The organism is Burkholderia sp. BCC1988 (assembly GCF_905339895.1).
Lineage (GTDB): Bacteria > Pseudomonadota > Gammaproteobacteria > Burkholderiales > Burkholderiaceae > Burkholderia.
The window spans coordinates 255,559-282,309 of record NZ_CAJPHA010000003.1; the positions used below are offsets into that span (position 1 = coordinate 255,559).

Consider the following 26,751-nt stretch of genomic DNA (forward strand, 5'->3'; position numbering starts at 1 on the left):
TATGATGAACAAGAATATGAAAACGCCACTCGCACTTGGCAACGAATACATGCGTTCGGGGAAGTACGAAGAAGCTATTCGGAAATATGCCGAGGTTTTGATCACCACGCCCGGGCTTGCCCGGATTGCATCGGCGAACCTCGCTCTTGCGAAGCAAAGATACCGAAAAAGTCGCGATGAGGCGGGCAGACCGCGAGTCGGTGTCTGCAGCTGGGAGCTCGCACACAATTCGGCCGGGCGAGCCTACACGTTGGCGATGCTGTATGAGCGATTTGCCGACGTCGAGATCATCGGCAGCCTCTTTCCAAAGTTCGGGCGAGAGATCTGGGGGCCGATCCAGGAAACCGAAATTGCGAAGCACGCCATCCTGGTCGAGGACGAGACGCGATTTGTCGAGCAGGCCATCGAACTGGTCGTCGCGCATCCCTACGATATCGTGCATCTCTCGAAGCCGCGCGGCCCCAATGTCTTGTTTGGAGCGCTCTACAAGCTGATCTGGGATGCGAAGGTATTGATGGACATCGACGACGAGGAGTTGGCATTTGTCCAGGCAGAGTCGCCTATCGGCATCGCGGAGTACGTGGCCAAGCATCAGCAGCTTCCTAAGTTGAATCTGACCGGGCAGGACTGGACGCGGATTGCTGTCGGCATGGTGAGTCTGTTCGACGGGGTTACCGTTTCGAACCCGGCGCTGCAGAATCGATATGGAGGTCTGATCGTTCGTCACGCTCGCGACGAAAATGCCTTTGCTCCTTCGCCGGAGTTGAAGGCGAAGAGCCGAAAAAAATACGGGCTGCCTGCGGACAAGAAAATTGTCCTGTTCTTCGGTACTCCCCGGCCGCACAAGGGGCTGGTCGAGACAGCCGAAGCAATTGCCGCGCTCGGGCGGAATGATGTCCTGTTCGCGATCGTCGGAGACTTCCCGGATCAGTCGCTGAAGGAGACGCTCGAGCAGGTTCGTGGTTGCCAGACGGCATTCATTGCCAACAAGCCATTCGCCGAAATTCCCGCAGTCGTCTCGATGGCTGACGTTTGTGTCTTTCTACACGACGGGGGAATGGTCGCGCAGTTTCAGGTTCCGGCGAAGCTTACCGATGCCGTCGGGATGGGTGTCCCCGTGCTGGCGTGTGACTCGCCGGCAATGGCCGATCTGTTCGAGTATGACGACGTTTCGATGGTTTCGATGGACAAGCTGACGCACGCGCTGGGCGCGGTGTTGAGTGCTGTCGATGGAAACCGGCCGCAGGGCAACCACCGCAGCACGCTGTTTCACGACGTCCTGTCGGTGGGGGTGAACGCTGACGAGCTCCGCAACTGGGTGACGGATCTTCGTTGCTCGAACGACGCTGAAATCGTTCGGCTCTTTGGCCACTTGATCAATCAAGGGCGTGAGCGCGAAACCACCGTCGAAGCGATTCGGCCGGACCGAGGGGCCAATGACGTCGTCACGAAGTCGAACGTTACCCATCGGAGTGACCAGCCGCAGTTTAGGTTGGGAAAGGACGCGTTCATGTTGCGCGGACTGCGTCCGATGGCCCCGATCGCCGTTGTGGCAAACGTGATGAACGACGAAGCATGGGAGCGTGTGAGAAGGATGCTTCCGGCCTTGGGCCAGCGACACGACTTGTTTGTGCTAGGGTTCTCCGATGTCGAGCACGTAAATTTCGGCAACCTGACGGCATCCGTGACAATCGTGGGTGACGGCGATGGTGACGGGAACGCCGAGCATTTTCTGCGACTGGCCGGATCGAACGTATTCGATGACTACCAGGCTGTTCTGTGGCTGACACCCGGCGAGGGCGACGACGAGCTTTCGGATGTCGCGAGCCGGGCGGCCGAATTTACCGCGGATTCAGGCTGGGGCATGCGCGCAAAGCGGTTCGTTTCGCTTTCCAAGGAGGGCGGCAATCATCGCGTGATCGATGGTGTAAAGATTGCACTGTCGCGCATGGGGCTGAGCCTTTCCGACGAGACGATCGCGGTGCCAGTTGGAGCCGAAGTATGGCTCAAACCTTTGCTGCTGAGAGGATTGGCTTCCGCGCTTTGGCCGAGTGAACTGGTTGGCGACAAGAATGCAACCAACGGGTTTCCGGGACGTCCGACCGTTCTGAGCGTATTGTCCGTGCTGGCAAAACTCGGGAATCTGGTTGTCCAATCTGAAGCGGACAGAGGGGCACAGCCCGTTCAACCTGCTCGTCCTCGGACGTTGAAGACGATCGCGTTCTATCTTCCGCAGTTTCACCCGATCCCGGAAAACGATTTGTGGTGGGGGAAAGGGTTTACGGAGTGGACTAACGTCACACGCGCTCGACAGTTGTTCAGAGGCCACTATCAGCCGCGAGTGCCGACCGAACTCGGATACTACGATCTGCGTCTCGAAGAGACACAGATCGCGCAGGCTAAACTGGCCAGCGAATTCGGCATTCACGGGTTCTGCTACTACTACTACTGGTTCGATGGCAAGAAGTTGCTGAATCATCCGATTGAGCAGATGGCTCGATCCAAGAACGTCGATACGGGTTTCTGCGTTTGCTGGGCCAACGAAAACTGGTCGCGGAACTGGGATGGCCAGAACCGCCACGTGCTGATGGAGCAGACCTATACGCTCGAGAGCAATGTCGCGTTGATTCGGGAATTGATCCCGATGATGAGGGATCCCCGATGGATTCGTTACAACGGCAAGCCGGTCATGATGGTGTATCGAATTTCGATTATCCCGAACTGGCTGGAAACTGCCGCTGCGTGGCGAGAGGAGTGCCGCAAGGCGGGGCTGGGCGAGATTCACCTGTGCGCCGTTCGATTCGGGCTCGAAACGTTGCAAGGTTCTCCGGAGGATTACCAGCTCGATAGCTATGTGCTGTTTCCGCCTCACGAAGCGGAGCGCGTGGACTTGCGTGACAAGGTGCATGACCTGCACAAGAACTTTGGCGGTCAGATCTTCGATTACTCTGCAGTGGTGGAGGGCGATGTCGCGAAATTTGACGATGGCTATTCGTGGCCGGTGCACCGAGGAACCATGCTGGGCTGGGACAATACTGCTCGCCGCTTGACCGATGCGCGCGTGTTCCACGGAGCGACGCCATATGGCTTCCGTCGCTGGATGAAGAACATCCTCGAGCAGGAGCAGCGTTTCAATCAAGGGAACGAGTCGCTCGTCTTCATCAACGCGTGGAACGAGTGGGCGGAGGGTACGTATCTTGAACCCGACCAGCGTTGGGGGCGCTCCTATCTGAAGGCCTTTGCTTCGGCCACTCAGTCTGTCGCGGGTATCACGCCCCAGGTATTGCCTGCAGGGATCGCTTCTTATCCGAGAGAAACGGATGTACCCGTGCTGCCGGGAAATTCGCTTTCGGATTCGAAGGACGCCATCACGGATGGGAAGCCGCTGCCTTCGATTGTCTGGCATGAAGGGCAGAGGCAACCGAATCCTGATTGGCCGACCGTGATGCTCTGCGCGCACATTTCGGGCCATCATCTGTTCGGCGGCGAGCGGAGTCTCCTGGATGTGCTGTGCGCGTTCGCCGAGCAATCCGTCAATGTTGTGATGACGCTGCCGTCTGGCGGAAACAAGGCTTATATCCGCGAAATATGCGAGCGCAGCCTAGGTGTATATTGCTTCCCCTATCCGCAGTGGAAAAACAACCGGGACAGCAAGGCTTGGTTGACGGTGACGTTTGCAGATATCATCGCGCGTCACGCGGTCGATGTTGTGCATGCGAACACCATCGTGCTGCTTGAGCCGTTGGAGGCTGCGACGCGCATGGGCAGGACGCGGGTCGTTCATTCGCGCGAGCTGATTTCGCTTGACGATCCGTTGCGTGAACAACTTGGACTGACGATCAGCGAAATCATTGGGCGTGTATTCGAACGTTCGGACTGGGTGATTGGAAATAGTCGCGCCACGACTCAGTTGTTTTCGCGTCCGGGGAAGACGCTTTACGTACCCAATGCGGTGACGCTGAGTGATTTCGAACTGGGGAACAAGTTCGGTAACACGATCAAGTTTGGCATCGTCAGTTCGAATATCCCTAAGAAGGGCGTGGAGGATTTCGTCGAGGTGGCGCGACGAGCTGCGGTACTCACACCGCGAGCCCGCTTTGTGGTGGTCGGCCCGGTGAATGCCCAGGTCAAAAAGTGGCAGGAAGAGGTCGAGTCGGGCGCACGTCCTGATAACCTGATCATTGCCGGCTATGCCGAGCATCCGCGCAAGGCGATGTCGGAATTGAACGTGCTTCTCAATCTCTCGCACTTTGCCGAGAGCTTCGGCCGTACGGTCGCCGAGGGCATGGCTGCACGCCGCCCGGTTATTGCCTATGACTGGGGTGCACTGGGCGAACTGGTGCAGCACGGGAAGACTGGCTTTCTTGTGCCTTACCGCGATATCGACGGAGTCGTGGACGCGGTGCTGCGCTTTTGCGAAGACGACACGCTTGTTTCGGAAATGGGGCAGGCTGGTCGATTGTTTGTCGAGCAGCATTTCACGCAAGACAATCTGAAGGCCGCGCTTTCGGATGGCTATGCAAAGATTCTCGGTCGGAAAGGTTTGCTCCCGAGTGACAATGCACCTGCCGTTGTCGCGGCACGAGCGATCGGTTATGCACCGCCGACGACCGTGATCGTGCCCGTCTATAACGCAGTCACTGCAGTTCGCGACTGCCTGCGATCGGTGCTGCAACATACCGATCTGACCAGGGATCGGCTGATCGTGATCGACGACGGCAGCCCTGATCCGGGCATCACGCCGATGCTTGAAGAGTTCGAGGGTGTGCCGGGTGTCCTCATCCTCAAGAATGACGTCAATATCGGCTATACCAAGACGATAAATCGCGGGATTCGCGAGGCGGGTGACAATGACGTCGTATTGCTGAACTCGGATACGGTTGTAACGCCGCGCTGGCTCGAAGGGTTGCGGGCTGTCGCCTATAGTCGCGAGAAGGTAGCAACCGTTACCGCAATGAGTGATAACGCAGGCGCGTTTTCATTCCCTAAGTTCAATGAACACTGTCCGCGTCCGTCGCATCTGAGTCATGACGAATATGCGCTCCTTGTGACACAGGCAACACAGGCATGTGTTCCGCCGGAGGTGCCCACCGGTTCGGGATTCTGCATGTACATTCGCCGAGCGCTCATTGACGAATGCGGGTCATTTGACGAAGAGGGTTTCCCTCGAGGCTACGGAGAGGAGAACGACTTCTGCATGCGCGCCTATAAGGCTGGTTGGCGCAACCTGATTTCTCCTTGGTCGTTCGTCTATCACATTCGAACGGCCAGCTTCAAGGGAGAAAAGACTGCGTTAGTCAAGGCGGGCGTGGATGTGGTGACCCGACGATATCCGGAATACGCAGGACTGGTTAAAGCGGCCTTTGCAGGCGCCGAGATGGGGCGCGTACGTGAAGCGGCCGGATCGGTAGTGAACGGCTGAGTCTGCGGCGGCGATCGCCGACGAAACTTGTGGTGAGGCGCGGTCGCCGCTTTAGGTGGGTTCCTGGCGCGGTGAGATTTGGGATGATTTGGAGAGGAGGTGCCCTTGGAAACGAAGAAGGTTGCTGTTCGGTTGCTGGTCTTGCTGAGTGTCACGGCATCTTCAGTATCGTGGGCGGCTGACGCAACGGATGCGAAGTGCGTGGGTATTTCTCCGGATCTGAAGATCGATCGAGTGTGGGGCGCTTCGCGAGTCAAATTCGATGCGCTGGAAGATAAGAAATTTGTTTATGTGTCGTACTACGACGCGGATCGATGGCTGTCGGTTGCACAGATAAACAAGTGCACTGGGGAGGTCGAGAAGACGCGCGTTGGATCGCGCTTTGTCGGATGGGACGCCCACAACTCGATTGTCATTGCGCTCGACAAGTCGAATCGACTTCATGTTTCCGGGAATATGCACGCTTCTCCGCTCGTATATGCACGGATGGACGCTCCGGACAAACTGGCGGGACTGGAAGCAGTTCGACCGATGATCGGATCAGACGAGGCACAAGCGACGTATCCCTATTTCTTCCGGTTCATGGATGGGGCGCTCGGGTTTTCGTACCGCTCCGGACATAGCGGAGACGGCGAGGAATTCATCAACCGGCTCGACAACTCCGGGTGGGTCCGCTGGACAAATCGTCCAATTTTTGCTCCGACTTCCGAGAAGAAACCAGTGAATGCGTACCACACGAATTACGTTCGCGGGCCGGATGGGTTCTTCCATGTTGCGTGGGTCTGGCGGGAAAATTACTTCGTCGAGACGAACTTCAACGTGAATTACGCGAAGAGTCGTGACCTTAAGACGTGGCAAAACAGTGCGGGCGACGTCATTCCTTTGCCGATTACACCAAGGACGGCTGAAGTCGTGGATGAGATCCCGGAAAAAAGCGGTCTGCTGAACAATATCCGGCTGGGGTTCGATGAAGCCGGCCGACCGGTTATTTCTTACTTGAAATTCGATTCCAAAGGAGCGACGCAACTGTTCCATGCTCGTCTTGAAAACGGAATCTGGAAGACGGCGCCAGCAACGCAATGGACCTATCGTTGGGATCCGAGAGGTGGCGGCACCATCAAGGGTGAAATCAATTTCTCGGGCGTCAAGGTGAGTGATGGTCACCTGATCGAGCAGGTGAGTCAGCCGGAAATCGGTGCGAAGACATTTGTCTACGACGACGGATCGATGAAGGTGGCGGAGGCTCTTTCTCCCAGTGTGTGGAGTCCGTCTCCGGCCGTAAAGAAGGTTCAGGCACCTAAAGGCGCAGTACCTAACGTCCAGACGGTGAGATTCGAGAATATGGCGGCCAATGAGTCGAAGGAGGGGCATGTCGTTACGTGGTTCAGTTTGCCTGCGGATAACAGGGACAAGCCGCGCAATTGCGACAACTCGGCTGTTCCGTGTGATTTCACTTCGGATTTGATCTTGCATACGGATCGCAAGTCGCCCTGATGATGGAGCCTTGACCTGCCGCGGGTTTCGCGGCGGTGGGTAGGTGTCGGCCCGTGGCTCTGGATCAGATATTTTTAACTGCTTCACCGTAAGCAGACGATGAAAGTAAGGGTAGATATAAGAGATGAAGATTCCTGTGTTTGCCTGTGAGAAATACGCATGAAAATCGCTATCGCCGGCACAGGCTACGTCGGCCTGTCCAACGCCGTCCTGCTGTCGCAGCACAATGAAGTCGTTGCTCTGGACATCGTCCCCGAGAAGGTGGCGATGCTCAACCGCAAGGAGTCGCCGATCGAGGATGCCGAGATCGAGGACTACCTGCGCCACAAGGATCTGAACTTCCGCGCGACCCTGGACAAGGAAGACGCGTACGCCGGGGCCGACTACGTGGTGATCGCCACGCCGACCGACTACGATCCGGATACGAACTACTTCAACACCCGCTCGATCGAGGTCGTCATCCGCGACGTGATGGCGATCAACCCGCGCGCGGTAATGGTGATCAAGTCGACCATTCCGGTCGGCTACACCGAGCGCACGCGTGCGGCACTCGGCACCGACAACCTGATCTTCTCGCCGGAATTCCTTCGCGAAGGCAAGGCGCTGTACGACAACCTGCACCCTTCGCGGATCGTGATCGGCGAGCGTTCGCGGCGAGCCGAGGCGTTCGCCGATCTGCTGAAGCAGGGGGCGATCAAGCAGGACATTCCGACGCTGTTCACCGGCAGCACGGAAGCCGAGGCGATCAAGCTCTTCGCGAATACGTATCTGGCGATGCGCGTGGCGTATTTCAACGAACTGGACACCTACGCCGCGCAGCACGGTCTCGATACGCATCAGATCGTCGACGGCGTCTGTCTCGATCCACGCATCGGCGCACACTACAACAACCCGAGCTTCGGCTACGGCGGCTACTGTCTGCCGAAGGACACGAAGCAGCTGCTGGCCAACTATCGCGACGTGCCGCAGAACCTGATCCGCGCGATCGTCGAGTCGAACAGCACGCGCAAGGACTTCATCGCCGAGAGCATTCTCAAGCGCAAGCCGAAGGTTGTCGGCATTTACCGTCTCGTGATGAAGGCGGGGTCCGACAATTTCCGCGCGTCGAGCATCCAGGGCGTCATGAAGCGCATCAAGGCCAAGGGCGTCGAGGTCATCGTCTACGAGCCGGCATTGCACGAATCGACGTTCTTCAATTCGTCGGTCGTGCACGATCTGGCCGAATTCAAGCACTCCGCCGACGTGATCGTTGCAAACCGGCTGACCGACGATCTGACCGACGTCGCAGCCAAGGTCTACACGCGCGACCTGTTCGGCGGGGACGCATGATCGACCAGCAGTCCGGTCACGCGGTAGGCGCGGCGAGCGCGTTGCCGCGCATCCTGTTCTTCAACGTGAACGGCTCGGGCATGGGCCATCTGAACCGTTGCCTCGCATACGCGCGTCGCCTGCGGGGCCGCGCTCGCCCGTATTTCTTTTCGCTGGCGTCGGCGATCGAAATCATCGAGGAGATGGGATTCGAAGCGGACTACTTCGTTTCGCATTACTGGTCGTCGAGTTCGACGTTCGGCTGGAACAGTGAACTGGCCGTCCGATTGGGCCTGATGCTGGAGCGGGTGCGTCCGGATGCGGTCGTATTCGACGGCACGTGGCCGTTCAAGGGTTTGCTGACGGCCTGCGAAATGTATGGATCACCCGTCCTCGTGTGGTCCAATCGCGGGCTGCTCAAAGCCGATACCAAAGCGGTGCCGGTGGACGAATCGTTGTTCGATCTCGTGATCCAGCCCGGTGAACTGGGTGCGACCGAAGCACGCGCGTCCCTGACGAACGGCGGCACGCGGCTGACGGTTCCGCCGGTCTGCCTGCTGGAGGACGACGAGTTGCTCGACCGAGGAGCGGCGAGAGACGCGCTTGGCCTGCCGCAGGCGGGCCGCTTCGTCCTCTTTTCGCTCGGCCCGGGCAATCTGAAGGATGTCGCCGGCATCGGGCACGGACTGATCGCCTCCTTCGAGGCGGCCGGTTTCCAGGTGGTCTGGGCACGTGCGCCCATTTCGGTGCGTGACGTCGAATTGCCGGCCGGCGTGTTGCCGGTCTCGGTCTATCCGTTGGCGCGCTATCTGCGTGCGTTCGATGCATTTGTCGGCGCAGCGGGCTACAACACCTGCTGCGAAGTGGTGCAGTCGGGCGTTCCCGCGCTGCTGGTGCCCAACGCACAACTGGTGGACGATCAGGTGCGTCGCGCACTGATGGTCGCCGACGTGATGCCGGCTGTCGTTTCGGCGTGCGAGACTGAACAGGAGCGCAAGACGGCCGTCGACGCGCTGCTGGGCCTGTTGCCCGATGCAGGACCGGCGCAGTGCGCGGTGCCGATGAACGGCGCGTCGCTCGCGGCGGACGAGATCATCGCCAGGATTGCTGACAAGAGGCGAACGCATTGAGCATCATCGACCAAACCCGGACCTTGAGGCGTGAGTTGCGTGCGTTGGCGGCGAAGCCCGACTGGACGTTGCTGACGCGCCACGACCTGCTCGCCGGGAAACCGCCTGCCACATTGAAGGAGCGCGCGTGGCGCGGTGCCAGGCGCTTGCTGGCCACGTTGGGCGTGATTCCGCCTCACGTGACGAAATATCCGTGGCTGTCGACCCTGAAGCACGCACCGGTTTCGGCCGAAGCGAACACGCTGCTGATCTGGGCGCCGGGTACGGAGCGCGATGCACTGCGCCGTGCGTGCGAAGGATTTTCCGCGCGGCTGAGAGGTAACGATGCGCTGGCGCCGGTACTGGTGACCGACGTGGCCGATTTCGCCTTCTATTCGCGGCTGGGCTGGCTGGTGGAATACCTGCCGGAATTGAGCGGTGAGGACCGTTCCTATCGCGAGAGAAAGCGCGCGTACCTTGCGTGGCGCTATCGCGATGCGCGGATCGTTCCGCCGGCCGCGGCGCAGGCCAACGACGCCGACTGGAAGGCACTGGTGGAAGTGAACTGAACATGATGGATAGAAATCGCTATGCCATGTTGACGGTGGATACCGAGGCGCTGCCCAAGCGTGCCACGGAGGATCACGTCAAACGGCTGATGTGGGGTGTGCACGAAAAGGGGCGGGCGGGGGTCGGTGAAATGGCTTCCATCGGCGACGAGTTCGGCGTCAAGCACGTGTTCTTCGTGGACCAGTGCGGCGCATATGCGTATCTCGACGAGACGAAGGACGTCGTGCGCCGACTGGATGCCGCAGGGCAGGACGTGCAACTGCACACGCATCCCGAATACCTGCCGGACGCGTTCTGGGCCGAGCACGGCCTCGCGCGGCGTCCGCAATACATGAACCAATACACGGACGATGCGCGCGCGGAGTTCGTGATTCGCCACTTCGGCGGGCTGATTTCGGCGGAAACGGGCAAGCCGGTGCTGGCGCACCGTGCAGGTTCGTTCCGCTGGAACGCGTCGACGATCCGGGCGCTGAAGTCCACCGGCGTACAACTGTCGTTCAACAATTCCCTGTGCGCCGTCCATGCCGGGCAGTGCAATTACAGCGAGCCCACGAATCTGCCGTTCCAGTGGTCGAACGGCGTGATCGAGGTGCCGATGACGGAAAAGAAAATCCTGCCGAAGGTGGGCAAGGAAGAATGGTGGGCACGCCTGACTTACCCTGAGTCGCCGTATTTCCGGTTCCGTCCGTGGTGGGGCAAGCTGCTGCTCGACGCGTTCAGCGGCAGCCCGACGTTCTCGATCTTCCTGCTCCATTCGTGGTCGCTGCTGTATTGGGACGAAAACGGGCACGCGACCTACCGGGACGACCAGCGCGTCGAAGGCTACCGGAAGCTGCTGTCGCGGCTGACGAAGGACTACGACGTGATCACCACGGCGGAATTCCTGGACCTGCAGGCCCGAGGAAAGATCCGGACCACGCATACGACCGATCTCGCCCATGCCGAACTGAAGGCGGCCGGGGCGGTGAAAGCATGAGCACGATGCTCGATTCGTTGCAGACGGCGTTGACCGAGCCGCTTCTCGCGATGAGCCGTCGACTGACGGCGCATGTGCTCGAGCGCAAGGTGAAGCAGCGTTCGCGCGGCGTGCCGTTCGTCGGTGATCCGGACAGCATGCTGTACGTGGCGGCTAGCGCGTTGCCGTATCACACGAGCGGCTATACGACGCGCACGCACGAAGTCGTTCGCGCCTTGGCCGCTGCGGGCGGTCGCGTGCATCCGCTGACGCGGCCCGGTTATCCCGGCGATCGCGTGGATCGCCTGATGGATGTCGCGGGAAGCGACACGCAGGTCAGCGAGGTCCGGTATCTGCATGCGAGCGCACCGTTGAACAACCGGCCGGTGCTGATGTATGCGTTGCAGGCAGCGCCGGTCATCGCGCGCGTGGCCATGCAGCATCGCGTGTCCGTGATCCACGCGGCGTCGAATCACGTGAACGCGCTGCCGGCCCTGCTGGCGGCGCGGCAACTGGGCATCCCGTTCCAGTACGAGATGCGCGGGTTGTGGGAGTTGACGCGCATCTCGCGCATGCCGGAATACGAAGGGCGCCAGGGGTTCGCGCAGGGGCTGCAACTGGAGGGCCTGGTGGCCCGTCACGCGGACAAGCTGTTCGTGATCTCGGCGCAGCTGGGGCGGTTCGCGCGGGACCGCTGGGGGATTGCCGGCGAGCGGATGCATCTGCTGCCGAATTGCGTGGACCCCGAGCGGTTTACGCCGTCGAAACCCGATGAGATCGACGCGGACACGATCGGCTATGCGGGTTCGCTGATCGGTTATGAAGGGCTCGATACGTTGATCGATGCGGTCGGGCGGTTGATCGGGGAAGGGCGCACGGTGCGGGTCGAGATCGTCGGAGAAGGCGAGGCACGGCCGGCGCTGGAGGCACAGGTCCGACGCCTCGGATTGGCGGAGCAGGTTCGCTTTCTGGGCCGGACGTCGCCCGAGCAGGCGCGCAGGACGCTCGGCCGTTGCGCGCTGGTGTGCATTCCGCGCAAACCGTTCAAGGTTTGCGAGATCGTGCCGCCGATCAAACTCGTGGAGGCGCTCGCGATGGGCAAGCCGGTGATCGTGCCGGATTTGCCGGTGTTTCGCGACGAACTGGGCCCGAGTCCGGCCGGCTGGTTTTTCAAGGCCGGCGATGCGGTCGACCTGGCGCGGGTCATCGATGCGGCGCTGTCCGATCGCGGCACGCTCGCGGCGTTGCGCGGCCAGGCGAGAGAATACGCGGCCACGCAGCGCCGCTGGCGCGAATTTGTCATGAACGCACTGCCAATGTCGCAGGGTGAGGGGTTAAATGGTCGGCAGGGTCATTAGAAAACTGGGTTCGTTGGTCTACGACTACCCGACGGTTGCGGAGGACGTGGAGCAGGCCGGGCGCTTCGGGCGCCTGAAGATCGCGCTCGTCACGGATTACTTCACGGCGGATTGCCTGTCGGCGGAATGCCGCGTGCGCACCATGACGCCTGCCAACTACGCGGATGTGATCGGCAACTGGAAGCCCGATCTCGTGTTCGTGGAATCGGCGTTTCATGGCGTGGACGGAAGCTGGCGCTACGAGCTGGCGCGACAGTCGCCGCCGATGCGCCTGGGCAAGCCGACGGCGATCTTTCGCCTGGTCGACTTCGCCAGGCGCGCGGGTGTGCCGACCGTATTCTGGAACAAGGACGACGGCGCGTTCTTCGACACGTTCATCGACGTGGCGAAGGTATTCGACTACGTGTTCACGACCGACGAGGAGTGTCTCGATCGGTATCGGCAGCAGGTGCCCGCGCATGTGCCGGTGAATACGCTCGTGATGCCGTATCAGCCGGCGTCACACAACTTCTCGGGCTTCAATTTCGTGCGCAACGAGGCGTGCTTCACGGGCAGCTATTACCGGCGCATCCTGAACGAACGCCGCCGCTTTCTCGACATGGTGTTCGACACCTGCGAGCAGAGCAATCTGCCGCTCAACGTATTCGACCGCAATCACGATCGCCTGTCGCGCTTCTTCGAGTTTCGCTATCCGAAGAAGAGCGGGCTGCGCGTGCATGGCAAGGTGCCGCATCGGGAAACGGCGCATGTGTACAAATCCCATGCGATCTCGATCAACGTGAATTCCGTGACGGGCTCCGAGACGATGTTCTCGCGGCGCCTGGTCGAAATCCTCGCGTGTGGCGGCATCGCCGTGACCAACGCGAGCCGTTCGGTCGACCGGTACTTCCGCGGGTTCTGCCACGTGATCGATACGCCTGACGAGGCGCGGGAGTTGTTTTCGCGGCTTCGGCACGGTCCGTCGCAGGACGATCTGGACCGAGCCGAGGCAGGCGCACGCTACGTACGGCAAAACCATACGTGGGCGCACCGGCTGGAGGAAATCTTCGCCGTCGTGAAGATCTGAGGAGAAGCGGTCACGATGCTCGCGCTGCTCTCCTATGCTGCCCAGCTGGTGTTCCTGCTGGTGGTGCTCTACTTTGCGCTGTACGTGCTGCTCGAACTGCGCGTGCTGCTGATTTCGCGCAAGGTCGAACGGCGCAAGCTGACCGACCTGGCGCAGCCCGTCCGGATTTCCGAAAACGGGTTTCATCCTCGGGTCAGTGTGCTGCTGCCGATCTGCAACGAGTCCGAGGTGGTCGAGCGGCTGATCGACGCGGCCTGCCGGCTGACCTATCCGCCGAACGAGATCGAGATCCTGGTGCTCGACGACTCGTCGGATGCGACGACGAAACTGGCACGGGCGAAAGTCGATCGCTACGCCGCCGACGGAATCAACATCCGGCTCGTCAAGCGCCAGTCGCGAACGGGCTACAAGGCCGGCAATCTGGTCAACGGCATCCAGCAGTCGTGCGGCGAGTTCTTTGCGATCTTCGATGCGGACTTCGTGCCGCCGGCGGATTTCCTGCTGAAGACTATTCCGTGCTTCACCGATCCGAAGCTCGGTTTCCTTCAGACCGGCATCGGCTACGAGAATCGCGATGCGTCGTTTTTGACGCGCTTCCAGGCCATGGAAATGGGTCACCAGCAGTACGTGACGGTAGGGCTGAGCGAGGACGGCGACATGGCTTCGCTGAGCGGCAGCTCGTGTGTGTGGCGCAAGGAGTGCGTCGATGCACTGGGCGGCTGGAATGCGTCGACGGTCACCGAAGACGTGGACCTCGGCTATCGCGCGCAGTTCGGTGAATGGAAATACGCGTATCTGCGAGAGGTCGTTTCCATGTCGGTGCTGCCGGAGACCATCAGCGCGTTTCGCATTCAACGGGAACGCTGGGGGCGCGGCCTGATCCACAGCGGGTTCAAGCATGTCGGGCAAATGTTGTCGCAAAGCATGCCGCTGATGAAGCGGATGCACGCGATCTCGGTGATGTTCTCGTCCGTGCTGCTGGCTTCGATCTATGTGCTGATCCTGCTTAGCCTGCCGTTGACCTGCCTGGTGCATTTCGACGGCGAAGGTATTCATCTCGGCGCATTCGTCTTTTTTGTACTGGTGGCAATCTGGGCGCTTGCGAATGCGTTCGGTTCACGCAAGGGCGCGAGATTCGACGACAAACCGAGTGTTCTGAAAACCGTATGGGATACCTACCTTTATATCGCGATGTTCTTGCCGATGGCCTGGTATTACTTCGCGGGGGGCGTGCGCGCCGTTTTCGGCGTGTATAGCGGTTTTCATCGCACGCCAAAAGGAAAGGAAGCCTATCGTTCCACGATGCCGCGTATCAATGCAGTCCTGCTGGCCGGAGAAATCGCCACGTTTTCCTATTCGCTCGTGACGATTTTGCTGGCGATTGAGAAGAAGAACTACGTTCTGATTCCGCTCAACGTAACGGTTTGCGTCGGCTTCGGGATGGTTCTCTATTGGTCGTGGCGAGAGCGCCGTGCCCGTGAGCAATCGTGATTTCAAGGTGCGCGCAGTCGAATCGGTCCAATTGACGGGCGAGAATTGCCGATTCGTTAAGGGCACCTTCCTTTCTTCCATGTGGCCTGCGTAAAGAAATTGTCAGCATCGAAAGCAACCCCGATGTTTGCGCGACGAGAGAACGCGCAATAACAATCGATACCGTAAGACGAGTTCCGCAGACCGCTGATGCACTGACCGGCCGCTCGATCCGCCGAGGGCGGCCCATTCATTTTTACCGAGGGCGCGGCCGTCCGGTTGCGCTCGCTTCGCCGGTCTGGCGCCGGTCGAAGACGCTGCCTGACGATCTCCATACATAGTTCAGCGAACCAAGCGAGTCGAAGGATCATCAAGATTTGCAAAGAACATTCGAGGAATTCTATCCGACCCAATTGGACGGAGCAGAATGCCACCAGACAGCCTTTCGTCGAACTCGCCAGGTCGGAGGGTATGTCTGACAAATAGCCGGAAGAACTTTAAGAATTGCTTGCGGGATGGCCGCATGCTGTCCGCCGCGCGGTGCCGCGCGCATCGGTTATCTGCACGATTAAAGCATCCTGAGGATCGGTCGCGACCGGACGGTCAGGAGAGCGGTTCGGCATTTTTTTCCGATATTTGTACTTCGGGAATCGGTGTGCGGCCGGTACTTGAGGATTGCAGGCAACGCGAGTTTCTACCTTTGCATGGAGCAGGACCGCCGGCGCATGTCTGATGTAAGCAGTTGTAACACGTAAGGTTTTACTCGAATATTAATATTGATGTATGATCGCGTCGGCGCGTTGTAAGCTTGTGGCCAACTGCCTTTCGCGCCGCGCAAATTTCCATGTGGTTGCGTTCGCTGCATGGTCCGCACATTTTTTCGCAACCCTGATTCGGGCGGTCGCACGTCGTCACGTCGATGTGCGATATCAGTGCGTGGCATGTTGCGGGCGTAGTCAAATCATACGAAATAATCAAACGCAATAAATCGACAATGTTGTCCGCTGCTTGGTCGAAATATCAGGCAGCGCTTGGCGCTTGGAGATCGATAACCAGACGGCCGCTGAAAAACAATGTTCGTTTAAAACGATGGAAAAACAGCAATATTCGCAACCGGGGAGGGCAGGTGAGCGCAAGCGGGCCACGAGCAATCGTGATAACCGGCAGTAGTGCCGGGCTTGGGCGCGCGCTGGCATTGAGTTATGCCGCGCCCGATATCACGCTGGGGTTGATTGGCAGAAATTCGGCACGGCTGGAATCCGTCGCTGCAGAATGCCGCGCGCGCGGCGCCCGCGTCGTGATCGGCTGCATGGACGTGCGCGATTCGGCCGCCGTCCAGGACTGGATGATCGATTTCGATACGCGATACCCGATCGAATTGATGATTGCGAATGCAGGCGTCGCCAGCACGCTGCAGTCCGCCGACGACTGGGAGCACATGGCGCGTACCGCCGACGTCGTCGATACCAACCTGTACGGCGCACTCCATGCGGTGCTGCCGGCCATCGACCGGATGCGCATGCGCGGGCGCGGACAGATCGCGGTCGTCAGCTCGCTCGCCGCATTGCGGGGCATGGCCATCTCGCCCGCCTATTGCGCGAGCAAGGCGGCGCTGGTCGCCTACTGCGATTCCGTGCGCCCGATCCTCGCACGCGAGGGCATCGGCCTGTCGGTCGTGATGCCGGGTTTTGTCCGCACGGCAATGAGCGACGTCTTCCCGGGCAGCAAGCCATTCATGTGGAGTGCGGACAAGGCCGCCGGATACATCAAGAAGCGCCTCGCGCGACGCCGCGTGGAAATCGCCTTTCCGTTCAGTCTTGCCTTCGGCATCAAGTTGCTGCGCCTGCTGCCGGCCACGCTGGCGGATGCCATTCTCGGTCGTCTGTCCTACCTCCCGCGCGGGAAGGCGTGACGTGCTGCCCGGATTCGCGTTCGCGGCTGCCGCAGCCGCACTCTCATTTCTCGTAGAGGCCATCGCGTATCCGCGCACGTCGCTCGCCCGTTCGCCGGCGGCGATCGCATTGCATGTCTGCGCGTTCGCGATCGTGGCGGGCGCGACTTTCGCCGTGACGGCACGGCCGCTTTTCTCGGCATCCGTCGCCCTCGTGCTGATCGCCTTGCTGGCGGTCATCAGCAACGCAAAATACGAATCCCTGCGCGAGCCCTTCGTCTTTACGGACCTGAGCCTGTTCAGCCAGGTCTTCGCACATCCGCGTCTCTATCTGCCGTTTCTGAGTGCCGGCAAGGTGCTCGGCATCGCTGCCGCCGTTGCGGTCGCGACGGCCGGGTTTCTGCTCGAACAATCGGCCGGCTCGACGGCGCGTAGCGCCGCCGCACTGATCGCGGCCGCTTGCGTGCCGGTTTGCGTCGCGCTGTCGCGTCGCATGCCGCTGACGCTCGACCCGATGGCGGACCAGCGCCGGACGGGGTTCTTCGCGACATTCGTCGCTTACCTCGTCAACGGGCTGCGGCGCGCGGAACGCAATGCGTTTTTTCGCGCGGTCGATGCCGGGCCATTCTCCGGCGGCCGTCCGGACAGCACGCCGGACGTGATCGTCATCCAGAGCGAATCCTATTTCGACGCGCGCCGTCTCGGCGCAAGCGTGCTGTCGGAGCCTTACGCGAACCTCGATCGCGCCCGCAGCGAAGCATTCATGCAGGGCAGCCTGGACGTTCCCGCCTGGGGCGCGAATACGATGCGTAGCGAATTCGCGATGCTGACGGGTTTGCCGTCGGCGGCGCTCGGCTATTCGCGCTTTTATCCGTACATGTACGTGCGCCGCGCGTGCGCGTCGCTGGCGGGCTGGTTCAAGCAAGGCGGATATCGCACGCTCGCGATTCATCCGTATCACGCCGACTTCTTCGGGCGCGACCGGGCATTCCGGTTCATGCATTTCGACCGCTTTCTGGACATTCGGGATTTCGGCGATGCGACGCGAATCGGGCCGTATATCGGCGACGGTCCGGTGGCCGATGCGATCATCGCGGCCCTCCAGGCGCACGGCGACAGGCCGGTATTCGCATTTGCGATCACGATGGAAAACCATGGCCCGCTGCATCTGGAATCGGTCGGGCCGGGTGAGTCCGAATCGCGGCATACGCTCGGCGACGACGCGCGCTGGCGCGACCTGACCGCCTATCTTCGACATGTCGAGAATGCCGACGGCATGATCGGCAAGCTGACTGATTATCTCCGCATGCGGGAACGACCGACCGTGCTGTGCTTTTACGGCGATCACGTTCCTGCTTTGATTTCGGTGTTCGACGCGCTCGGAACCGAACCGACCAATAGCGACTACTTTATTTGGCGCAACTTCGCGAACGATTTCGGCGAGCAACGAAACGTTCGCGTCGAGAGTCTCGGTGCCGCGATACAGCGCGCGATGGTGCACGTCGATTGCACGCGCGCCGCTTCGCCGACCGGGATGCTGCAGACGCCGGCGTGATGATGGAAAAACGAATTGCAATTATTGGGATAGCGTGCCGCTTTCCCGGTGGGGTCGAGGGACCGGACGACTTCTGGCAACTGCTGTGTGACGAACGCGATGCCGTGACCGCCATCCCACCGGACCGTTTCGGTACGGCGTTCTACCAGCACCCGTCGAAGCGCGAGCCGGGAAAGAGCTACACGTTCGCCGCGGGCGTCGTCGATGACGTCGCGGGCTTCGACGCCGAATTCTTCGGCATCTCGCCGCGCGAGGCCGCGCAAATGGATCCGCAGCAGCGGCTGCTGCTCGAACTCGCGTGGGAGGCGTTCGAGGACGCCGGCGTGCGTCCGGCTGCGATGCGCGGCCGCGACTGCGGCGTGTTCGTCGGTGTGGCGGGCATGGATTACGGCAACCGCAATATGGACGACATGAACACGATCGATCCGTATTCGGCAACCGGCAACACGCTCAGCATTGCGTCGAACCGCGTGTCCTACCTGTTCGACCTGCGCGGCCCGAGCATGTCGGTCGACACCGCATGCTCGTCTTCGCTCGTCGCGCTCCATCAGGCGGTCCGGGCGCTGCAGTCGGGCGAGACCGCGATGGCGCTGGCCGGCGGCGTGAACCTGCTGCTGCACCCGTTCGGATTCGTCAGTTTCTCGAAGGCGTCGATGCTGTCGCCGCGCGGCCGCTGCCGTGCGTTCGACGCGACCGGCGACGGCTACGTGCGTGCCGAGGGCGGTGCGTTCGTGCTGCTCAAGCCGCTCGATCAGGCGCTGGCCGACGGCGATACGATCCACGCGGTCATCGCCGGATCGGGCGTGAATTCGGATGGCCATTCGCATGGCGGCATCAACGTGCCGGCCGCGGCGACGCAGGCGGACCTGCTGCGCGCCGTGTATCGGCGCGCTGGTATCGATCCGCGCACGCTCGCGTATCTCGAGGCACACGGAACGGGCACGGCGGTCGGCGATCCGATCGAGGCGCGTGCGTTGATCGATGCGGTGTCGGGCGGCCGGCCCGAATCCGATCCGCTGCTGATCGGTTCGGTCAAGACCAATATCGGGCACCTCGAAACGGCATCGGGAATGGCGGGCCTGCTGAAGGCGGTGCTGTGCCTGAAGCATCGTGCGGTGCCGCGCTCGCTGCATTTCGATACGCCGAATCCCGGCATCGATTTCGATGGCGGCCGCTTGCGCGTGGTCGATCGGTTCACGCCGCTCGAGCGCGGCGAAGCACCGCTGACGATCGGCATCAACTCGTTCGGCTTTGGCGGCACGAATGCGCACGTCGTCATCACCGAAGCAGCGGCACCCGCGCCCACCGCACAGTCGGCGGCAAGGATCGATGCACCGTTGCCGCCGCTCGTCCTCACCGCACGTTCACCGGCTGCGCTGGCGGCCGTCGCTGCGCGCTATCTCGCACGTCTGCAGTCGGGTGCCGACTGGGCCGCACTCGCGGCTGCCGCCGCACGGCGTCGCCAGTGGCTCGAGCATCGCGCGGTCATCGCGCCGGCAGATCGGGCCGAAGGGCTGGCCGCGCTCGCCGCACTTGCCGAGCCGTCGGCGCGCGGGCTGCCGGCGTGCGCGGTGCAGGGGCAGGCCGTCGAAGGCGACGCGCCGGTCGCGTTCGTTTATGCGGGCAACGGCAGTCAATGGGCCGGGATGGGCAAGCGGCTCTATGCCGAAGATGCGGTGTTTCGCGCGGCACTCGACGAAGTCGATGCGCTCTGGCGCGCGGACGGCAACGCGTCGCTCGTCGAAGTCATGTGCGAAGGTGTCGACGCCGCATGGCTCGCCGCGACCGAGAACGCGCAGCCGCTGTTGTTCGCGATGCAGGTCGGCATCACGCGTGTGCTGACCGCGCGCGGCATCCGCTTCGACGCGGCAGTCGGCCACAGTGTCGGCGAGATCGCCGCGGCCTGGGCGTCGGGCGCACTCACGCTCGCTGAAGCCGTGCGCGTGATCCGGATCCGCAGCGGGGCACAGGGTCTCACGCGTGGCGCAGGCAGGATGGCGGCGGCCGGCGTCGGCGAAGCCGCGGCGCGCGACTGGATCGCGCGTCTCGATCTCGCCGCAGCGATCGAAATCGCGGGCGCCAACAGCCCCGACTCGGTCACGCTCGCGGGGTCGCAAGCGGCGCTCGACGCGCTCGGCGCGGCGCTTGCGGACGCGGGCCATTTCTACCAGATGCTCGACCTCGATTACGCGTTCCACAGCAGCCGCATGGACGCGATCGAGCCGGTCGTGCGCGACGGGCTGGCCGATCTCGCGCCGCGCGAGACGCATACGCGATTCGTGTCGACGGTGACCGGCGACACGCTGCCGGGCACCGCGCTCGACGCGGGCTACTGGTGGCGCAACATTCGCGAGCCGGTGCGTTTCGGCGACGCAATTTCCCGCCTGGCCGACGATCGCGTGCGCGTGTTCGTCGAGATCGCGCCGCACTCGATCCTGCGCACCTACGTGAAGCAGACGCTTGCGGCGCGCGTTGCGCCTGGCGTCGTCGTGCCGACGCTCAAGCGCCAGCACGATAGCGCGGAGATGCTCGCCCATTCGATCCTGTCGGCGGTTGCGCAAGGCGCGCGCGTCGATCTCGACCGCTTCGTGCCCGACGCGCCGCACGCCGCGCTGCCGACCTATCCGTGGCAGCGTGAGCGTTACTGGCTGGTGCCGAGCGTCGAGGGTTACGGGCTCGTGAACCGCCGCGTCGATCATCCGCTGCTCGGCTATCGCCTGCACGAGCATGCGTTCGCCTGGGAGAACCAGCTCGATCCACAGCGCGTGGCGATGCTCGCCGATCACGTCGTCGACGGTGGCGTCGCGTTCCCCGGTGCCGGTTATGTCGAAATGGCGCTCGCGGCGGCGCGCACGTTCTTCGGGACGCCGGATGTGGCCATCGAGAACGTCGAGATCCGCATGCCGGTCGTGTTCCAGCCGCAGCACGCAAAGTTGTTCCGGTTCGCGATCGACGTGCGCACCGCGTCGTTTACGATCGAGACGCGCGACCGGATGACGGACGGCCCGTGGAACCTGAACGTGACGGGGCGCCTGCTCGAAAGCGGCAATACGCTCGATGCGGACAGCATGCCGGAGGCGTCCGTGATCGCCCGGTTGCAATCGCGTCCGGTGCTATCCGGTGACGCGCTGTATGCGGGCACGGAGGCGATCGGCCTCAGCTACGGCCCGGCGTTCCGCTGGGTGCGGTCGCTGTGCGTGTCGGGCGACGACGCGCTTGCCGAGCTCGAGGTGCCGACGGTCCTGGCCGACGTGTGTGTGCAGCCGGACTATCTGCTGCATCCCGCGCTGATGGACAGCGGTTTCCATCCGCTGTTCGCGTTGCTGGGGCAGGCCGGCGCCGCACCGGACGATGCGCATGCGGCATTTGTTCCGGTCCAGATCGGCCGCGTTGATTTCCTGAGCGGCGAATCGATTCGTCGCGTGCTGGCGCGCATTCACCGCCGCAGCCCGCATTCGATCGTCGCATCGTTCGAATTCATCGATGCCAGCGGCAGCATCGTCGCGCGCCTTGCCGCGTGCCGCTTCCGTCGCGTCGATCTCGCCGGGCGCCGTCACGGCGCGCCGGCGCGCTTTGCCTACGTGCTCGAGGCGCGGCCGCTGCCGGGCGGTTACACGGCCGCGGCACTGCCACAGCCGGGTATGCTCGTCGAGCGTGCGAACGCGCATGTCGCGGCGCGCGAAGACCACGCGCGCCGCACGCAGCATCTGACCGAAATGCTGCCGCTGCTCGACGTGCTCGCCGGTCTGCATGCGCTCGACGCACTGGATGCGCTTGGCGTCTTCGCCCAGCCGGCGCTGCCGATGGGCACGCACCCGCAACAGGTCGCGCGACTGGCGGAGATCGTCGTCGAAGACGGGCTGGCCCGTTTCGACGGCGATAGTCTGGTTCGCGATGACGAAGCCTGCGCGGCGATGCCCGCGCGTGACGCGCTGTGGCGCGACGTGCTGGCGGCATCGCCGGCCCATGTCGCCGAACTGACGTTGCTGGCGCACGTCGGCGCGGCGTTGCCGCGCGTGCTGAGCGACGCGTCGTCCGAGGGCGCGCTGCTGTCGTCGACCGGGCGCAGTCTGGTCGAGCAGTTCTTCGATGCCTCGCCGACCTGGGCGCATGTGCGTGCGCTGCTCGCCGCCTGCGTGACGCAGGCGATCGCAGCGTGGCCGGATGCACGGCGCTTGCGTGTGCTGGAGATCGGTGCCGCGAGCGGCGACGTGCTGCAACCGCTCGACGTTGACGTGCCGGCCGGTCGCTGCGAATACCTGCTGGCAGGTACGCAGCAGCAGCTCGCCGGGTTCGATGCAGAAGCGCACGCGCAGGTACGAACGCTGGTGTTTGCGACCGACGCGCCGTTGTTCGCGCAATGTTGCGATACGACGCCGTTCGACGTCGTGATCGTCAACCGGATGCTGGGCGATCACCCGGATCCGCTCGCCGCGCTGACGGCGATCACTGAACGGCTCGCACCGGGCGGCCTGGTCGCCATCACGGAAGGGCGGCGAAGCCGGTTCTCCGACATCGTGTTCGGCATGGCCGGCGGCGAAGTGTCCGCCGGTGCGTACGGCACGCTGGCGCCAGCCGCGATCGTCGCGATGTGTGAACGCGCCGGGCTCGTCGACGTGGTGCGCGATACCGAACAAGGCCTCGATCTCGAAGGCGTGCCGACCTTCATCGCCGCACGCAAGCCATTCGCCGACGAACCGGTGGCTATCGCATCGCACGACGCGGATCTCGCGCGTCGCATGGCGACGAGCGACGCGGCGCACTGGTTGATCGCGCAAGACGGTGACGACGCGTTCGGCATTTCCTTGGCGGGCGAGCTCGAGCGGCTCGGTTGCCGGGTCGAATCGGCATCGGTGCGTGACGCTGCCGCATGGTCGGCGCGTCAGCCGGCAGAGCATCCGGCGCATGTCGTGTTCGTGGCGCCGCTTGCATCGCTCGACTCGGCCGACGGTGCGGCCGTGATGCGCGCGCAGCACGGCGGCGCACTCGCGCTGGCGTCGCTCGTGCGCGATCTCGAGGCGGCGGGCGCGGCGGAACGCGGTCGGCTGTGCGTCGTGACGCGCGGCGGGGCGCCGTTCGCGGCCGGTGCGTCGGCGCATCCCGAGCACGGAACGTTGTGGGGCCTCGGCCGCGTGATCGCGAACGAGTATCCGACGCTGCCGATCCGTCTGATCGACGTCGATCAGGCCGTCGAACAACCGGCGCTGCAGCTTGCGATGGTGCTGCTCGGCGACGATGGCGAAGAGGAAGTGCTGCTGGCGCCGCAGGGCCGCTACGTGCCGCGCATGCTGCCGGCTGCGCAGGCGGCCGAGCGTGACAACGCGCTACCGCCTGCATCGGACCACCCGGGAGCACGGCTCGCATTCGACATGCCGGGTTCGTTGCGCAACCTCGAATGGTTCGCGATGCCAGCACACGATCTCGCCGCCGGCGAGGTCGAGATCGAGCCGATGGCGACCGGGCTCAATTTCCGCGATGTGATGTACGCGATGGGGCTGCTGTCCGACGAGGCGGTCGAGACGGGCTTCGCGGGCGCGACGATCGGCATGGAGATGTCGGGGCGCGTGGTCCGGATCGGCCCGGGCGTTGACGGTTTCGTACCGGGCGACGCCGTGCTCGGTTTCGCGCCGGCATCGTTCGCGACACGCGTGGTCACGCGCGCAACCGCGATTGCACGCAAGCCCGACACGATGTCGTTCGAGGAGGCCGCCACGGTCCCGACGACATTCTTCACCGCGTACTACGCGTTGTGCGAACTGGCGCGGCTGCGACGCGGCGAGCGCGTGCTCGTGCACGGCGGTGCGGGCGGAGTCGGCATCGCGGCGATCCAGATCGCGCGACATCTTGGCGCGGAAGTCTTCGCGACCGCCGGCAGCGACGAGAAGCGCGAGTTCATTCGCCTGCTTGGCGTCGACCGCGTGTTCGATTCGCGCAGCCTCGCGTTCGCCGACGAGATTCTCGCGCGCACGCACGGCGAAGGCGTTGACATCGTGCTCAATTCGCTCGCCGGCGAAGCGATGGTGCGCAGCATCGATACGCTGCGTCCATTCGGCCGTTTCCTCGAACTCGGCAAGCGCGACTTCTACGAGAACAGCCAGATCGGCCTGCGGCCGTTCCGCAACAACATCAGCTATTTCGGCATCGACGCCGATCAGCTGATGGGCGTGCTGCCGTCGCTGACGACGCGACTGTTCGAGGAAGTGATGGACCTGTTCTCGGGCGGCGTGCTGCATCCGCTGCCGTACCGCGCGTTCCCGGCCGCGCGTGCGGAGGAAGCGTTCCGCTACATGCAGCAGGCGCGCCAGATCGGCAAGGTGCTGGTCACCTATCCGTCGGGCACGCCGGTACCGACGCGCGGCGTCGCGGTGCCGACCCTGCGGCTCGACCCGCAGGCGGCGTACCTGATCGTCGGCGGCACCGGCGGGCTGGGTTTCGCGACCGCGCGCTGGATGATCGAGCGCGGCGCACGGCACCTGACACTCGCGAGTCGCGGCGGCGCACTGGGCGCCGCGATGCAGGCCGAAGCCGATCGCTGGCGCGACGCGCTCGGCGCGCAGGTGTCGGTCGCGCGATGCGACGTGACCGACAGCGCGGCGCTGGAAACCCTCATCGAAGAGATCGAGCGTCGCGGGACGCCGCTCAAGGGTGTGCTGCATTCGGCGATGCAGATCGACGACGGTCTGCTGCGCAACGTCGATGACGCGCGCTTCGCGGCCGTGCTCGAACCGAAGGTGGCCGGTGCATGGAACCTGCATCGCGCGACGCGGCGATGTGCGCTCGATTTCTTCGTCGTGTACTCGTCAGCGACGACCTATCTCGGCAATCCGGGGCAGGGTGCATATGTGGCCGCCAACGGCTTCCTCGAGGCGCTGGTCGCACATCGTCGCGCGGCGGGGCTGCCGGCGATGTTCATGGCATGGGGGCCGATCGAGGACGTCGGTTTCCTCGCGCGCAACGCCGACACGCGCGAGGCGTTGCAGTCGCGGATCGGCGGTGCGTCGATCACGTCGGACGAGGCGATGGGCGCGCTCGAACGCGCGCTTGTGCAAGGGAGCGCCGGCGAAGCGGTCGTGCGTCTCGACTGGGGCGCCATCTCGCGCGGCATGCCGGCCGCGCACGCGCGCCGTTACGCGGCATTGCAAACGGGTGGGGCGGTCGAGGCGTCGAGCGAGGATCGCGTGTTGCTGGAGCAATTGCGAACGTTGTCGGCGGCCGAGGCCGTCGCGCTCGTCGAGTCGGCGCTGCGCGGCCAGATCGCGCGGATTCTGCACATGTCGCCGGAGCGCGTCGATGCCGGCCGGTCGGTGCTGGATCTCGGAATGGACTCGCTGATGGGCATGGAGCTCGGCATGGCCGTCGAGGAGACCTTCGGCGTCAAGCTGTCGATCATGGCGATCGCGGAAGGCGCGACGGTCCATACGCTGGCCGAGCGCATCGTCGAGTTGCTCGATGCGCACGGCGGCAACGAGAACGTCGCGGCAGCGGACGAGCTGGCCGATGCGCTGGTCGCGAGGCATGGGCTGGGCGACGAGGCGCGCGCGACACTCGCACGCAATCAGGATCACGAAAACCAGAGGGCAGCAACATGCAAATCGACGCCGGTGCATGCCGGGTGAAAGCGCCGCAAGGATGGCGGGCCAGCGAAGGGACGGTCGCCCGGCCGGTGACGATGACCGGACATGGCCTGCACACCGGGCGCCGGGTCCAGGTGCGGATCCTGCCCGCAGCCCCGTCGGCCGAACGGCACGGGATCGTATTTCGCCGCATGCGCGGCGAGCATGAACTGGGGAGGCTTGCCGCCGGCCCGGCGGTGCGTCGTGCACAACCGCTCTGCACGATGCTGCGAGCGGACGACGGCATGGGCGTGCGTACGGTCGAGCACCTGCTCGCGTCGCTGCTGACCTGTGAGATCGATCACGCGATCGTCGAACTCGATGCGGAAGAAGTGCCGATTCTCGACGGTAGCGCACGGCCCTGGATCGACGCGATCGCCGCCGGCGGCCGAGCCGAGTTGCAGCGTTCGAAGCGCTTCCTCCGGGTGCTGAAACCGGTGAGCGTGGCCGACGGCGAAGGTGCGTCGCGGCGCGAATTGCGCGTCGAGCCCGCCGAGCGCTACGAATTCAGCGTGCGCGACGATCTCAAGGGGTTCGGCGATATGCAGTGGGACGGCGAGCTCACGCCGGGGACGTTTGCCAGCGAGATTTCGTCGTCGCGTTCGTACGGACGGATCAAGTGGGCCGTGCCGGCAATCGCGGTCGGTTACCTGACGGGCACGCCGATCCTGCGTGGCGCACGACCGTCGTGCACGGCGTCGATCATCGGCAATCACGTGATCGGCGGGCTGCGTGCGCCCGACGAATTCGTGCGTCATCGCGTGCTCGATCTCGTCGGCGACCTTGCGCTCGCGGGTTCGCCGCTGCTCGGGCGTGTCATCGCACATCGCCCCACCCACGAAATGAACTACAGACTCCTCAGCGCGCTGCTAGGTACGCCCGACGCGTACGAATGGGTCGACGTGTCCGCGTAATGCGGACGCAACGCACGGATTGCCCG

13 protein-coding genes are annotated in these 26,751 nt (G+C 63.1%); all 13 read left to right on the forward strand.

The window, feature by feature from the left end; all coding sequences use genetic code 11:
• Nucleotide 1 precedes the first annotated feature (1 nt).
• The gene (locus U4012_RS06030) at nt 2-5,422 is read left to right on the forward strand and encodes a glycoside hydrolase family 99-like domain-containing protein (RefSeq protein WP_321796945.1); all 5,421 of its coding nucleotides are present in this window, start codon (nt 2-4) and stop codon (nt 5,420-5,422) included.
• Nucleotides 5,423-5,527: 105 nt separating this feature from the next.
• Nucleotides 5,528-6,916 (forward strand): BNR repeat-containing protein, encoded by a 1,389-nt coding sequence (locus U4012_RS06035; protein WP_321796947.1) that lies wholly within the window; start codon nt 5,528-5,530, stop codon nt 6,914-6,916.
• Between the two features lie 159 nt (nt 6,917-7,075).
• Complete coding sequence (locus U4012_RS06040; protein WP_044844069.1) at nt 7,076-8,245, forward strand: nucleotide sugar dehydrogenase; 1,170 nt, start codon at nt 7,076-7,078, stop codon at nt 8,243-8,245.
• Complete coding sequence (locus tag U4012_RS06045) at nt 8,242-9,354, forward strand: hypothetical protein (protein ID WP_321796951.1); 1,113 nt, start codon at nt 8,242-8,244, stop codon at nt 9,352-9,354. The genes U4012_RS06040 and U4012_RS06045 overlap by 4 nt, the downstream gene beginning before the upstream one ends.
• The gene (locus U4012_RS06050) at nt 9,351-9,902 is read left to right on the forward strand and encodes a hypothetical protein (protein WP_124894053.1); all 552 of its coding nucleotides are present in this window, start codon (nt 9,351-9,353) and stop codon (nt 9,900-9,902) included. The genes U4012_RS06045 and U4012_RS06050 overlap by 4 nt, the downstream gene beginning before the upstream one ends.
• A 2-nt stretch (nt 9,903-9,904) precedes the next feature.
• Nucleotides 9,905-10,879: a polysaccharide deacetylase gene (locus U4012_RS06055; protein ID WP_044844072.1), complete on the forward strand. Its 975-nt coding sequence runs from the start codon at nt 9,905-9,907 to the stop codon at nt 10,877-10,879.
• Entirely contained in the window at nt 10,876-12,216 is a 1,341-nt protein-coding gene (locus U4012_RS06060; RefSeq protein ID WP_260444599.1) for a glycosyltransferase, read from the forward strand. The genes U4012_RS06055 and U4012_RS06060 overlap by 4 nt, the downstream gene beginning before the upstream one ends.
• Nucleotides 12,197-13,282: a glycosyltransferase family protein gene (locus tag U4012_RS06065; RefSeq protein WP_321796956.1), complete on the forward strand. Its 1,086-nt coding sequence runs from the start codon at nt 12,197-12,199 to the stop codon at nt 13,280-13,282. Before U4012_RS06060 ends, U4012_RS06065 begins: the two co-directional genes overlap by 20 nt.
• A gap of 15 nt (nt 13,283-13,297) precedes the next feature.
• Nucleotides 13,298-14,773, forward strand: coding sequence for a glycosyltransferase (locus U4012_RS06070; protein WP_321796957.1), 1,476 nt, complete (start codon nt 13,298-13,300; stop codon nt 14,771-14,773).
• Between the two features lie 1,105 nt (nt 14,774-15,878).
• Nucleotides 15,879-16,664, forward strand: coding sequence for an SDR family NAD(P)-dependent oxidoreductase (locus U4012_RS06075; protein ID WP_321797089.1), 786 nt, complete (start codon nt 15,879-15,881; stop codon nt 16,662-16,664).
• A 1-nt stretch (nt 16,665) separates the two neighbouring features.
• The gene (locus U4012_RS06080; protein WP_321796958.1) at nt 16,666-18,198 is read left to right on the forward strand and encodes an LTA synthase family protein; all 1,533 of its coding nucleotides are present in this window, start codon (nt 16,666-16,668) and stop codon (nt 18,196-18,198) included.
• 2 nt (nt 18,199-18,200) lie between these two features.
• Nucleotides 18,201-25,814 carry an SDR family NAD(P)-dependent oxidoreductase gene (locus U4012_RS06085; protein ID WP_321796959.1) on the forward strand — a complete coding sequence of 2,538 codons (7,614 nt, stop codon included), beginning with the start codon at nt 18,201-18,203 and terminating at the stop codon, nt 25,812-25,814.
• Nucleotides 25,811-26,725 carry a UDP-3-O-acyl N-acetylglycosamine deacetylase gene (locus U4012_RS06090; protein ID WP_135801181.1) on the forward strand — a complete coding sequence of 305 codons (915 nt, stop codon included), beginning with the start codon at nt 25,811-25,813 and terminating at the stop codon, nt 26,723-26,725. The genes U4012_RS06085 and U4012_RS06090 overlap by 4 nt, the downstream gene beginning before the upstream one ends.
• Nucleotides 26,726-26,751: the final 26 nt, after the last annotated feature.